The sequence below is a fragment of the Streptomyces sp. NPDC057900 genome, assembly GCF_042887885.1.
Classification (GTDB): domain Bacteria; phylum Actinomycetota; class Actinomycetes; order Streptomycetales; family Streptomycetaceae; genus Streptomyces.
This window is the reverse complement of sequence record NZ_JBHVOI010000005.1, coordinates 311127-323970: the sequence shown is the minus strand read 5'-3', so window position 1 is coordinate 323970 and position 12844 is coordinate 311127. Positions and strand designations below refer to the sequence as shown.

General features: G+C 72.9%; 12 protein-coding genes. 4 read left to right on the top strand and 8 right to left on the bottom strand.

Annotated features, from left to right (window positions below):
* The first annotated feature begins 21 nt into the window (after positions 1-21).
* Positions 22-801, top strand: coding sequence for an alpha/beta hydrolase (locus ACFVQ0_RS21705; RefSeq protein ID WP_390090340.1), 780 nt, complete (start codon positions 22-24; stop codon positions 799-801).
* A complete protein-coding gene (locus ACFVQ0_RS21700; RefSeq protein ID WP_390090338.1) occupies positions 794-1474 on the top strand; it encodes a hypothetical protein in 681 nt (226 codons plus the stop codon). The genes ACFVQ0_RS21705 and ACFVQ0_RS21700 overlap by 8 nt, the downstream gene beginning before the upstream one ends.
* A gap of 457 nt (positions 1475-1931) precedes the next feature.
* Here the strand turns inward: ACFVQ0_RS21700 and ACFVQ0_RS21695 are convergent, their stop codons facing one another.
* The 6 genes from ACFVQ0_RS21695 to ACFVQ0_RS21670 all read right to left on the bottom strand — a co-directional run bounded on the left by ACFVQ0_RS21695 (position 1932) and on the right by ACFVQ0_RS21670 (position 7021).
* Positions 1932-2741, bottom strand: a complete 810-nt coding sequence (locus ACFVQ0_RS21695) for an endonuclease/exonuclease/phosphatase family protein (RefSeq protein WP_390090336.1) — start codon at positions 2739-2741, stop codon at positions 1932-1934.
* A 79-nt stretch (positions 2742-2820) separates the two neighbouring features.
* Positions 2821-3762 carry an ROK family glucokinase gene (locus tag ACFVQ0_RS21690; protein ID WP_073735568.1) on the bottom strand — a complete coding sequence of 314 codons (942 nt, stop codon included), beginning with the start codon at positions 3760-3762 and terminating at the stop codon, positions 2821-2823.
* Positions 3763-3835: 73 nt separating this feature from the next.
* Positions 3836-4294: a DUF5304 domain-containing protein gene (locus ACFVQ0_RS21685; RefSeq protein WP_390090334.1), complete on the bottom strand. Its 459-nt coding sequence runs from the start codon at positions 4292-4294 to the stop codon at positions 3836-3838.
* A gap of 83 nt (positions 4295-4377) precedes the next feature.
* Positions 4378-5643, bottom strand: coding sequence for an ArsA family ATPase (locus ACFVQ0_RS21680; protein ID WP_390090332.1), 1266 nt, complete (start codon positions 5641-5643; stop codon positions 4378-4380).
* Between the two features lie 4 nt (positions 5644-5647).
* On the bottom strand, positions 5648-6097 hold the full coding sequence (locus ACFVQ0_RS21675) for an SRPBCC family protein (RefSeq protein WP_311306157.1): 450 nt from the start codon (positions 6095-6097) through the stop codon (positions 5648-5650).
* A 117-nt stretch (positions 6098-6214) separates the two neighbouring features.
* Entirely contained in the window at positions 6215-7021 is an 807-nt protein-coding gene (locus ACFVQ0_RS21670; protein ID WP_390090330.1) for a metallophosphoesterase, read from the bottom strand.
* Between the two features lie 279 nt (positions 7022-7300).
* On the opposite strand from ACFVQ0_RS21670, the gene ACFVQ0_RS21665 reads away from it, so the two are divergent.
* On the top strand, positions 7301-9100 hold the full coding sequence (locus ACFVQ0_RS21665) for an AMP-dependent synthetase/ligase (protein WP_390090328.1): 1800 nt from the start codon (positions 7301-7303) through the stop codon (positions 9098-9100).
* 55 nt (positions 9101-9155) lie between these two features.
* On the opposite strand, the gene ACFVQ0_RS21660 is transcribed toward ACFVQ0_RS21665, so the two are convergent.
* Positions 9156-10298 (bottom strand): glycosyltransferase family 4 protein, encoded by a 1143-nt coding sequence (locus ACFVQ0_RS21660; RefSeq protein ID WP_390090326.1) that lies wholly within the window; start codon positions 10296-10298, stop codon positions 9156-9158.
* A gap of 101 nt (positions 10299-10399) precedes the next feature.
* Here ACFVQ0_RS21660 and ACFVQ0_RS21655 point away from each other — a divergent pair, with 101 nt between their 5' ends.
* Positions 10400-11632, top strand: a complete 1233-nt coding sequence (locus ACFVQ0_RS21655) for a glycosyltransferase 87 family protein (RefSeq protein ID WP_390090324.1) — start codon at positions 10400-10402, stop codon at positions 11630-11632.
* Here the strand turns inward: ACFVQ0_RS21655 and ACFVQ0_RS21650 are convergent.
* Positions 11589-12842 (bottom strand): hypothetical protein, encoded by a 1254-nt coding sequence (locus ACFVQ0_RS21650; protein WP_390090322.1) that lies wholly within the window; start codon positions 12840-12842, stop codon positions 11589-11591. The genes ACFVQ0_RS21655 and ACFVQ0_RS21650 overlap by 44 nt on opposite strands.
* Positions 12843-12844: the final 2 nt, after the last annotated feature.

The window sequence follows — 12844 nt, the reverse complement described above, 5'->3', positions numbered from 1 at the left end:
CCTCACGAACAGGAGACCCCGGTGCCGGTCCTTCCTGGAGCCGAGCCGTTCCGCCACGACGGCGGAGAGGTCGGCGTCCTTCTCTGTCACGGATTCACCGGCTCCCCGCAGTCGCTGCGCCCCTGGGCCGGATATCTGGCGGAGCGCGGGCTCACGGTCTCGCTGCCGCTGCTCCCCGGACACGGCACCCGCTGGCAGGACATGCAGGTGACCGGCTGGCAGGACTGGTACGCGGAGGTGGACCGGGAGCTGCGGGCACTGCTGGAGCGGTGCTCCCAGGTCTTCGTCTTCGGCCTCTCCATGGGCGGCGCCCTCGCGCTGCGGCTCGCGGCGAAGCACGGTGACGCGGTCCGGGGCCTGGTGCTGGTGAACCCGGCCAACAAGGTGCACGGTCTCGCGGCACACGCGCTGCCGGTCGCCCGTCATCTGGTGCCGACGACGAAGGGCCTGGTCAGCGACATCGCGCTGACGGGCTCCGAGGAGGTCGGCTACGACCGGGTGCCGCTGCACGCGGCCCACTCGGTACGGAAGTTCTTCCGGCTGGTCGACGCGGAGCTGCCCCAGGTGACCCAGCCGCTGCTGCTCCTGCACAGCCCGCAGGACCATGTGGTGCCGCCCGCCGACTCGGCCCGGATCCTGAGCCGGATCTCTTCGCGGGACGTCGAGGAGATCCTTCTGGAACAGAGCTACCACGTGGCGACGTTGGACCACGATGCGGAGCGGATCTTCGACGAGAGCTATTCGTTCATCGGCCGCCTCGCTCCGAGCGTCGGGAAGAAGGGGAGCACGACCGGTGGCTGAGCACAACGCGGATCGCGCGGGCGGCGAGGAGGAGCGCGAGCCGCTCCCCGCCGAGGGAGCGGCCGTCCCCGATGACGGCGGCGCACCTCCGGCGGAGGCCCCGGGCCCCGACCGGGGCGGCGACGGGGAGCCGCCGGTCGACGAGGACGCCGTCTGGAAGGCGATCGTCGCGGGGTACGGCGACGAGCCGCCGGACCCGCCGGGCGCCAGGCCGTTCAGGTCCATCGAGGACGTGGCGCTGCTGGAGGACGGTCCGCTGACCGCCCTCGACCCGGACAAGGGCATCGGCAAACGCCCGCCCAAGCCCCCGGAGAAGCCGCTCGGCAGTTCGGTGGTCTTCGCCCCCGGTGTCGGTGCCGGCCCGCGCGACTACGAACCGGCGGAGCCGGCCGAGGGTGACACGGACGACGACGACAGCGGCGAGGGACACTTCGTGCCGCCGGAGCCGCCGCCGCTGCCGGAGGCCGACGTCACGGCGAAGTTCGCCTGGCTGGCCGTGATCGGCGGCCCGGTCCTGCTGCTGCTCGCGGTGCTGCTGCGCTGGGAGATGACCTGGTGGCTGACGACGGTCTGCGTCGGCGGTTTCCTGGGCGGCTTCGTGACGCTGGTGGCGCGGATGGAGCACGACGACGACGAGGACGGCGACGACCCCGGCCGCGGCGCGGTGGTCTGAGCGGATCCCCGCGGGGTGGCTGTGCCCCGGTGTGGTTGCCCCGGCCCGGGGCGCGGGGTTCTGTCCTCAAGCGCCGGACGGGCTTGTTTGTGCGGGTCCCCCGCTCAGCGCCTGACCCGGTGGGTGGGGGTCCGAGGTCCCTCCGGGGAGACTCCTCGAACGACGAACGTGCGGCGGGTCCGCAAGGGCACCCGAGTCTGTGTTCGTCGTCCTGCGGGGACTCCCCTGCACGCCCCCGAACCCGCCCGTCGCGCGTCTGCGGCAGCAGTTCCACGGGCGTGCAGACGCGACTGATGCCGGGGTGGGGACGTGCAGGGGAGTCCCCGCAGAAAATGGCGTACGACCCGGGTCCCTCTCGGCCCTGGGTGAGCACGCCATTTTTGAGGAGTCTCCCCGGAGGGGCACCGCCCCCACCCACCGGGCAGGCGCACCCCGCACAGGCGGAGCACCCGCACAATCAAGCCTGTCCGGCGATTGAGGACGGAACCCCGCCGCTCCGCGGAGCACCCGCGCCCCGCGTCGCGGGTACCCGCAGCGCGGCCAGCACCGGCAGGTGGTCGGAGGCGGCCGACAGGTCGTCCCCGGCCACGCCGGGCAGCCCGGCCGGCACCCCGCAGCCGAGCACCTCGATGCCCCCGGTCGCGAAGAGCGCGTCGATCCGCCGGGCCGGGTCGTGCGACGGGAAGGTGTGCTCGCCGCCCCGGGGCCGTACCGCCCAGCAGTCCTGGAGCCGTCCGGCCAGCCGCCGGAATGCCTGCCCGTCCGGTGCCTCGTTGAGGTCGCCGCCCACCACGGCGTGCTCCACGCCCATCGCCTCCAGCCGGCCCAGCAGCGCCTCCGCCTGGGTGAGGCGCTCCTCGCGCCGCAGGCTCAGGTGGCAGCTCAGCACCCCGATCCGGGTGCCCGCGATCCGGACGACCGCGGTGGCGAAGCCCCTGCGGTGCAGTCCGGGGGTGAGCGGCAGCAGGATGTCCTCCGTGCGCTCCACCGCGACGCGCATCGAGCAGAGCAGGAGCGGTCCGGCCGCAGTGGCTCCGCCGCCGAGGATCACCAGTTCACTGGCGGCGGCGAGCCGGGCGGCGTACTTGCGCCAGCGGAAGAAGCGCGGCGCCTCCTGGACGAGGACCAGATCGGGGGCGCAGGCGCGGATCACCCGGGCCAGCGCGGCGGGGTCGTCACGCATCGACCGGATGTTGTAGCCGAGCACTCTGATGACGGCCGAACCGTCCTGCTCGGTACGGGATTCTGGCAGCGACGTCATGACCATGCCGGTCACGATACGACGGACGCCCGCCGCTCCCCGAGAGGGGCGCGACGGGCGTCCGGTGTGTCCGTATCCGGTCGGATCAGCCCTGCCGGGCCAGGTCCGCCGCGCCCACCAGACCGGCCTTGCCGCCCAGTTGGGCCGCGAGGACCTGGGCGTGCGGACGCCACTCGCCGCCGATCAGCCAGCGCCGGAACGACTTGCGGATCGGGTCGAGGACGAGCTCGCCCTCGTCCGAGACGCCGCCGCCGACGATGAAGGCGGACGGGTCGAACAGCGAGGCGAGGTCCGCCAGTCCGGCCCCGGCCCAGCGGGCCAGCTCGCGGAACGAGTCGACGGCCACCGGGCAGCCCTGCCGGGCGGCCTCGCTGATGTGCTTGCCCTCGATGCCCTCGACCGTGCCGTCGCCGAGCGCCAGCAGGATCGTGGCGTTCTCGGGGGTGGCGTTGGCCCGCTGCTTCGCGTACCTGACGAGCGCCCGCCCGGAGGCGTACTGCTCCCAGCAGCCCTGGCTGCCGCAGCCGCAGAGCAGACCGTCCGGGACGACCCGGATATGGCCGAACTCGGCGGCCACGCCGAAGCGTCCGCGGCGCAGCTTGTTGCCGATGATGATGCCGCCGCCGAGCCCGGTGCCGAGCGTGATGCAGATGACGTCGTCGTGGCCCTGGCCGGCGCCGAAGCGGTATTCGCCCCAGGCCGCCGCGTTGGCGTCGTTCTCGACGACCACCGGGAGGCCGACGCGCTGCTCGACCTTGTCCTTGAGCGGCTCGTGCCGCCAGTTGATGTTCGGTGCGAACAGCACCGTGGCACGCTTGTCGTCGACGTATCCCGCCGCGCCGATGCCGACCGCCTCGACCGGGTGCCCCTCGCTCGCGCCGGACACCGCCGCCGCGATCGCGTCCACGATGCCTTCGGCCGTCGGCGGGGTCGGCACCTTGAAGGTCGAGAGGATGTGGCCCTCTTCGTCGACCACTCCAGCTGCGATCTTCGTGCCGCCGATATCGACGCCGATGGTGAGTCCCATGAATCCCTCAGTTTCGGTCGAGCCCCGCTGGGGCAACCGTACCCGAGGCCGGGCCCCGTCCTGTCGGTGCCGGTCAGTCCAGGTCGATCTGTTCGCCGGTGTCCGGCCCCTCGTCCCGGGGGTCCGTGGCGTCGTCCGCCTTCTTTTCCGTGCCTGCCGGGTCCCCCGCGCCCTGGGTCCAACGGCGTTCCTGACCCTCGACGGCCGAGCGGTAGGCGGCGAGCAGTTCACCGCCGGCTGCGGCGATATGGTCGAAAACGTCCGGATTGCGTTCGATGACGGGCTCGACCGCGGACTTCGCCTGCCGGATGACCTGCTGGACCGCGCCCTGGGCCGCCACGCCGAACAGCGGCGACTGGAGGGAGGAGAACTTGTCGGCCACCGCGTCCATCAGCTTGCGCAGCTCCTCCGCGGCGGAGCCGGGCGGCGGACCGTACTCGGCCCGGCGGCGGGCCTTCTCGGCGGCGAGGTCCTCGGCGCAGGCCTGGGCCCACGCGTCGTCGTCGGCGGGACGATCGGTGGCTTCGCTCATGGCGGACTCCTGCGACGTGGGTGGCCGGCGGCCCGGCACACGGGACCCGTACATACGACGTTACCCGAACGGCCGCGAGCCGTTCAGCCCGTCCTGGGCCACAGGTCCGGGTCGGGCGTGAACCGGACCCGGAGCACCCCGTCGGTGAGCGCTGCACCGGAGACGGTGCAGCGGCGCAGCGCGGACTCCAGGGGCACGATGCGGTGGAACGGGCCGACGGTGAGCAGGAGTTCGCTGCCTCGGCGGACCAGCTGGAGATCCTTCTTGACCGCTCCGGGCAGCCGCAGACACCAGACCAGTATCCCGCCCGGACCGCCTGAACCGTCCTGACCGCCTGAACCGCCCGGACCGTCCGGCGTCTCGGACTCCTCGATCCACCACGGGTCCTCGGCGCGGCCGGTCCCCCGGTCGTCCACGGCCACGGCCGGCGCTCCGTCCCCACCGGCCGAGGCGGCCAGGGCGGCCAGGGCGGCCAGGTCATCGACGCCCTGCGGATCGCGGCCCAGGTGGGGCAGCTCCCGCGGCGGGGCTTCTGCGGCCCACTCCTCGCACCAGTGGTCGAGGCACTTCTCCTGCTGCGCGGCGAGCGCCGCGAACCAGGGGTCGCCGGAGTGCCGGGGCAGCACCCGGTTGGCCACCAGGGCGTCGACGCGCAGACCTTGCAGGGCGAGTCCGGTACGGGCGGTGCGCAGCGCGTCCTCCGCGGCCGGGCCCGGTTCCGCGACCAGCCGGACGGTGGTGGCGCGGTCCTCGATCAGGGCCTGGACCTCGGCGAGTTCGGCGTCGCGGCGGGCGGCGGCCTCGTAGAGCCACTGGGCCGGCATGGGTACGCCCGCGAGCTGGGCGAGCATCGGGCGCAGGGCGCGTGCGGCCTGGCGTTCCTGCGGGAGCAGCCGGCGCAGATAGCGGCGCAGCTGTTCGGGCAGGGCCAGTACGGCGAGGGCCTCGCGCAGCGGCGGCAGGTCGACGACGAGGAGGTCGTATCCGTCGCGGGACCAGTCGCCCCGGGCGGCGCGGCGCAGGCTCTGCAGGAGGGCGAGCTGGCCGCTGCCGGGGAGTTCGGTGAGCTCCTCACCGTCCAGCCGGTTGCCGCCGAGCAGGCCGAGCACTGCGGACAGCTGGTCCTGGAGGGCGAGGAGTTCGGTGCGGAAGTGCTCCGCGGAGTCGGTCGTTACGGACCAGAGGGTCTCGGTGACCTGCGCGGGCACGGTGGACGCGGGGAAGCCGGGTATGTCGTCCGGGGAGATCAGCAGGGTGCGGGCGCCCCGGCGCGAGGCGGCCAGCGCGGTCGCCGCCGCGACGGTGGTACGGCCGGCGCCGCCGGGGCCGGTGACCAAGACCGTACGCACCGGGTCAGGCCTTCGGGACGGACTCGACGCGCTTCTTCAGTCCGGCCAGGGCGCGGTCGATGATGACCTTCTCCGCCTTGCGCTTGATCATGCCGAGCATCGGGATCTTGACGTCGACGGTCAGCCGGTAGGTGACCTCCGTGCGGTCGCCGTCGCCCAGCGGGGCCAGTGCGTAGGAGCCGTCGATGGCGCGCAGCATCTGGGACTTGACCAGGGTCCAGCTGACCTCGTAGTCACCGATCCAGGTGTACGCGAGGGTGTGGTCGTCCTTGATCGCTCCGGCGTCGAGGACGAGGCGGACCTTCTCCGCGCGCCCGTGGTCGTCGGAGGCGAGCACCTCGGCCTCCTTGACCTCGCCGGTCCATTCCGGATAGCGGTCGAAGTCGGCGATCACACCCATGACGTCGGCCGGTGCCGCCTCGATCGTGATCGTCGAGCTGGTGTGTTCAGCCATCGCTGTGGCCCTCCAGTGCGGTGTACCGGTCGGTCGGCAGAAGCCTGCCGCCAGAAGGCTATCGCGTGTGCGCCGTGCCTCGGCCCAGGGCCTGCCGCGATGCCCGGCCCGGCCCGGTCACCATTCCAGCGCCCAGGGTGTGCCGGTCGAGGCGAAGTGGCCGACGTTCACGCACTCGGTGGTGCCGATCCGCATCCGGCGGACCAGGGGCTGGTGGACGTGGCCGAACAGGGAGTACCGGGGCCGGGTGCGGCGGACGGCGTCGAGCAGGGCGCGGCTGCCGCGTTCGAACCGGCGCGCGACGGTGTCGTAGGTCAGCTCGGGGATGTCGGGCGGGATGTGGGTGCAGAGCACGTCGACCTCGCCCACCGCCTCGATCTTCGCCGCGTACTCCTCGTCGCTGATCTCGAACGGGGTGCGCATCGGGGTCCGCAGGCCGCCGCCGACGAAGCCGAAGACACGGCCGCCGATCTCGACGCGCTCGCCGTCCAGGACGGTGGTTCCGGGGCGGGCGTACTCGGGCCACAGGGTGGGGATGTCGACGTTGCCGTAGGTGGCGTACGTCGGGGTGGGCAGCGCGGCGAACATCTCGGCGTACTGCTTGCGCACCGCGGCGATGATCGCGGCGTCGCGGTCCACGCCCGCCCAGAGCTCCCGGCCGAAGTCGCGGGCCTCCTCGAAGCGGCGCTCGGTGCGCAGGGCGACGATGCGGTCGGCGTTCTCCACACCGAAGAGCTCCGGGAAGATGCCGCGCGCGTGGTCCGCGTAGTCGAGGAAGAGCACCAGGTCGCCGAGGCAGACCAGGGCGTCGGCGCCGTCGCCCGCGCGGGCCAGTGCCTCGGTGTTCCCGTGCACGTCACTGACCACGTGGATGCGGGTGCGCCGCTCGGCGGCGGCCCCCCGGCTGTTCGGTGCTGCTCGCATGTTGATCACCCTAGAACTCCCGCGTCCGCCTGGGTAGAGGGCACCGGACCTGCGGTTACTTCCAGGGGACGGTACGGGTGCACTACTGTGCGCGAAAGCCCGGCCGATATGTGTGACGCGTAAGACATCTGGCCGGAACCCCCTATCCGGAACCGAGTACTGGTGGGTAACGTCCGGGCAGTCCAGTTGTGCTCACCCCACTGAGCACCCGCCATCTTGGACCGCATCCGGTGCGTCACACAGAGCCGTGGCACCGGAGCCCGATGAGGAGCAGCAGTCTTGCGCGAGTTCAGCCTTCCGGCCCTGTACGAGGTCCCCTCGGACGGCAACCTGACGGATCTCATCCGCCGCAATGCCGCTCAGCATCCCGATGTCGCGGTGATGAGCCGCAAAGTGGCGGGCGTCTGGACGGACGTCACCGCCACCCAGTTCCTGGCCGAGGTCAGATCCGTCGCCAAGGGCCTGATCGCCGCCGGTGTCGAGCCCGGCGACCGGGTGGCTCTGCTCTCCCGCACCCGTTACGAGTGGGTACTGGTCGACTTCGCGATCTGGAGCGCGGGCGCGGTCACCGTTCCGGTCTACGAGACCAGCTCCGCCGAGCAGATCCAGTGGATCCTGGGCGACTCCGGGGCCACCCTGTGCGTCGTGGAGTCCGAGGCGCACCAGGCGTCCGTCGTCTCGGTCCAGGAGGGGCTGCCCGGACTGAAGGGCATCTGGCGGATCGACGACGGCACGATCCGTCAGATGTCGGCGCTCGGCGAGGCGGAGGTCTCGGACGAGGTCCTCGACCTGCGGATGACGAGCGCCAAGGCCGACGACCCGGCCACCATCGTCTACACCTCCGGCACCACCGGACGCCCCAAGGGCTGCGTGCTGACCCACCGCAGTTTCTTCGCGGAGTGCGGCAACGTGGTGGAGCGGCTCAAGCCCCTCTTCCGTACCGGCGAGTGCTCGGTGCTGCTGTTCCTGCCGGCCGCGCACGTCTTCGGACGGCTGGTCGAGGTCGCCTCGGTGATGGCCCCGATCAAGCTCGGCTGCGTACCTGACATCAAGAACCTCACCGATGAGCTGGCCGCGTTCCGGCCGACCCTGATCCTCGGGGTGCCGAGGGTCTTCGAGAAGGTCTACAACTCGGCGCGCGCCAAGGCGCAGGCCGACGGCAAGGGCAAGATCTTCGACAAGGCCGCGAACACGGCGATCACCTACAGCCGCGCGCTGGGCACGCCGCAGGGCCCGTCCGTGGGCCTGAAGTTCAAGCACAAGGTGTTCGACCGGCTGGTCTACAGCAAGCTGCGGGCCGTGCTCGGCGGGCGCGGCGAGTACGCGATCTCCGGTGGCGCCCCGCTCGGTGAGCGGCTCGGGCACTTCTACCGGGGCATCGGCTTCACCGTCCTGGAGGGCTACGGCCTGACCGAGACGTGCGCGGCCACCGCCTTCAACCCGTGGGACCGCCAGAAGATCGGCACGGTCGGCCAGCCGCTGCCCGGCTCCGTCGTGCGGATCGCGGACGACGGCGAGGTGCTGCTGCACGGCGAGCACCTGTTCTCCGGTTACTGGAACAACGAGACGGCGACGGCGGAGGCGCTGGCCGACGGCTGGTTCCACACCGGCGACATCGGCACCCTCGACGAGGACGGCTACCTCGCGATCACCGGCCGCAAGAAGGAGATCATCGTCACGGCGGGCGGCAAGAACGTCGCGCCCGCCGTCATCGAGGACCGCATCCGTGGGCACGCCCTGGTGGCGGAGTGCATGGTGGTCGGCGACGGGCGCCCGTTCGTGGGCGCGCTGGTGACGCTGGACGAGGAGTTCCTCGGGCACTGGGCTCAGGAGCACGGCAAGCCCGTCGGCTCGACGGCCCTGTCGCTGCGCGAGGACCCGGAGCTGCTGGCCGAGGTGCAGCGCGCCGTCGACGACGGCAACGCCGCGGTCTCCAAGGCCGAGTCCGTACGGAAGTTCCGCATCCTGGCCGCCCAGTTCACCGAGGAGGCGGGCCACATCACGCCGTCGCTGAAGCTGAAGCGCAACGTGGTGGCGAAGGACTTCGCGGACGAGGTCGAGTCGATCTACCGCGGCTGATCCCCACCTGGACGCGGGGGCCCGCACCGGAAGCGGTGCGGGCCCCCGCGTACGTTCAGAGCAGTTCCCGGAGCTTCTGGGCCAGCAGGTCCCAGCGCCACTTCTCCTCGACCCAGGCCCGGCCCCGCTCCCCCATCCGCCGGCGCAGTTCCGCGTCCCCGAGCAGCGCGACGATCCGCTCCGCCGACTCCTCGGCCGAGCCGCCGCGCACCACCCACCCCGTCTCGCCGTCGAGCACCGCGTCAGGGGCGCCGCCCGAGTCGCCCGCCACCACCGGCAGCCCGGTCGCGGACGCCTCCAGGTAGACGATGCCGAGGCCCTCCACGTCGAGGCCGCCGCGCCGGGTGCGGCACGGCATCGCGAAGACGTCACCGGCCCCGTAGTGCGCGGGCAGCTCCGCCCAGGGCACCGGGCCGGTGAACCGCACCGAGTCCCGCACCCCGGTCTCCGCCGCCAGCTTCCTCAGGTCCGCCTCGTACGGCCCGCCGCCGACGATCAGCAGCACGGCTTCCGGCTGCTCGGCCAGGATCGCGGGCATCGCGAGGATCAGGGTGTCCTGGCCCTTGCGGGGCACCAGCCGGGACACGCAGACGACGACCGGCCGGTCCGTGAGCCCGAGCCGGGCCCGGACCAGATCGCCGCCCGAGTCCGGGTGGAAGGTCTTCTCGTCCACGCCGGGCGGCAGCTGGACCATGCGCTCCGCGGCCGCCGGGGTGAGCGCGGCGGCGATCCGGGAGCGGGTGTACTCGCCGAGATAGGTGATCGTGTCCGTACCCTCGCCGATCCGCCGCAGCAGCTGCCGGGAGGCGGGCAGCTGGGCCCAGCCCGCCTCGTGCCCGTGCGTGGTGGCGACCAGCCTGCGGGCGCCGGCCCGGCGCAGCGCGGGTGCCATCAGCCCGAGCGGGGCGGCGGCGCCGAACCAGACGGACGAGCAGCCGTGGGTGCGCAGCAGTTGGACGGCGCGCCGGGTGACCCTCGGCGTGGGCAGCAGCATCGTCGTACGGTCGCGGACGACGGTGAACGGCTGCTCGGCGTCGAAGGCGGCGGTGGCCTCGGCGCCCTCGGGGCCGCGCTTCCAGGTGGAGGCGTAGACGACGATGCGGTCCGGGTCCAGCCGGAGCGCCATGTTGTGCAGGAACGCCTGGATGCCACCGGGGCGGGGCGGGAAGTCGTTGGTCACGATCAGGGTCTTGTCCATCGCCGCCGACAGTACCGGGCGGCCCCGCCTCGTGGCTCTCGCCGGGACGGGGCGGGCATCATGTCCTGTCGTACGACCGACGGAACGGACGAGGGCGGGACATGACGGGTTCGAGCAGCGCACGACCGGCCTTCGTGGTGTGGGCCCTCAGCAGGGCCCTGCTGCTGCTCTGTGTCGTGAAGGTGATCACGCTGCCGGGCCCGGACGTGACGACCGACGTGTCTGTGATCTACCACGGCTGGTACGACGTGCTGAGCTCGGGCAGCTACCCGGAGTCCGACGTGACCTGGCAGTACCCGCCGGTCGCGGCGCTCGCGATCCTCTCCCCCGCCCTGCTGCCGTTCCTGGACTACGCCTCGGCCTTCTTCGTGCTGGCGTTCCTCTGCGACGCGCTGGTGTTCGGGCTGCTGCTGTACGCGGGCCGGAGCGCGGCCCGGCGGACCGCCGGGGCGTGGGTGTGGGTGGCTGGCGTGCCGCTGCTGGGGACGACCGCGTACGCCAGGTACGACGTGATGGTGACGGCGGTCGCGGTGGCGGCGCTGCTGGCGGGGGTGCGGCACCCGAGGGTGCTGGGGGCGCTGGCGGCGTTCGGGGCGCTGCTGAAGGTGTGGCCCGCGCTGGTGCTCGCCGGTACGGCCCGGGGGCGGCGGACGCGGCTGGCGTGGGCGACGGCGGCCGGGGTGGCGGTGGCGCTGCTGGTGCTGTGCTCGCTGGCGGCGCCGGGCGCGCTGGCCTTCCTCGGTTTCCAGCGCGACCGGGGCACGGAGGTCGAGTCGCTGGGCGCGCTGGTCTTCCACGTGGCGCGGCAGTTCGGCTGGCAGGGCCGGGTGGAGCTGCACTACGGCTCACTGGAGTTCCTGGGCCCGCACGTGCCGCTGGTGAGCACGCTCGCGCTGGGGCTGAGCGTGCTGGCGTTCGGCTGGCTGCTGGTGTGGCGGCTGAAGGCGCGCACGTTCGGCGTGAGTACGCCGGCGGACGCGGCGTTCACCGCGGTACTGCTGTTCACCACCACGAGCCGGGTGATCAGCCCGCAGTACATGCTGTGGCTGGTCGGTCTGGCGGCGGTCTGCCTGGTCTTCCGGGAGAGCCGGATGGCGCTGCCCGCCTGTCTGGTGCTGGTGGCGACGGGCGTCACACAGCTGGAGTTCCCGCTCGGGTTCATCCATGTGGTGACGAGCGACGCGACGGGCGTGCTGCTGATGTTCGTCCGCAACGGGCTGCTGGTCGCCGCGACGCTGATCGCGGGCGCGCGGCTCTGGCGGGACACGGTCACCCGGCCGGCCCCCGAGGTCAGCCCAGCCGGTCGCGCACGTACTCCCGCCAGCGCGCCGTGAAGTCCTGCGGTGTGGTGCCGAGCACCTCGTGCAGGGCCTGCTCCACCGCCCCGTCCCGTCCTGAGTGCCCTCCGACGGCCCGGTAGAAGGCGAACAGCTTCTCCTCGCCCCAGCGCTCCGCGATGAGCTCGCAGGCCAGCCAGCCGCCCTCGTACGCCCTCGCGAGGCGGTCCGGGTCCTCGGTGAAGCCGAAGTCGCCGTCGGTGGGCAGGGCGGCGGGCGGCTCGCCGCGCCGGACGGCGTCCGCCAGCTCGGGCGCGACCTCCGCGGCGGTGCGCTCCCCGTCCCGGTAGGCCGCCCAGTCCGCGAAGCCCTCGGAGAGCCAGGTGGGGGTGGCGGACGAGGTGCGGGTGCGGGTGGCGACGTGGGTGGTCTCGTGGGTGAGGACGACGCGCTGCCCGAAGCCGCCGAGCAGCGCGTACGCCTGCGGGTTGACGATGACCCGGTCGGCGGGCGCGGTGCCGGAACCGCCGGTCTCGCCGGTGGTGACGGCCGCTATGCCCCGGTAGTTGGCGGCGGGTGAGCCGAGCAGCTCGCCCATGTCCTGCACGGTGTCCGGGACCAGCACCACCACCCGCCCGGCCCACTTCTCCGGCCAGGCCCCGGAGACGGCGGGCACCGCCCGATCCGCGGTGTCCGCGATCCCGGTCAGCTCCTCGCGGGGGCGGCCGACGCCCAGCACCAGGCTGTGCTCGCCGCGCGCCACCTCGACGTCGCCCTGCTGCCAGAGCTGCCGGCCACCGCCCCCCGCCGGACGGTCCGCGGTGAGGTACCAGCGGCCGTCCGCCTTGTCCCGTTCGAGGTCGATGACCCGGTCCACGGAGACCGGCGCGCTGTCGTAGCCCTTGATCCGGTAGCCGAGCCGGACGTCGGCGGTGGCCCGGTCCGCGCCGTGCGGCGAGATGTCGGTCAGCCGGTACGTCCAGGAGCCGATCGGCATGTCCGCGAGGTGGCCGAGCTCCTTGCGCTGCGCGGCCCGCAGATCGGTGGCGTCCTGGGCGACGACAGAGACGTAGGCGTCCGCGTCGTGGTGCATGACGGCGGCGGCCCGGCGGTCCAGGGTGGCGCGGATATCGGCGGCGGCGCCGGCCGGGAGGCCGGGCGGCGGGGCCGAGCAGGCGGCGGCGCACAGCAGCGCGGCGAGCACGGCGCCCGCCGCGCGCCGTCGTCCACCGCGCGCCCGTGTTCCGGTACGCCCCTGATCAGCCACAC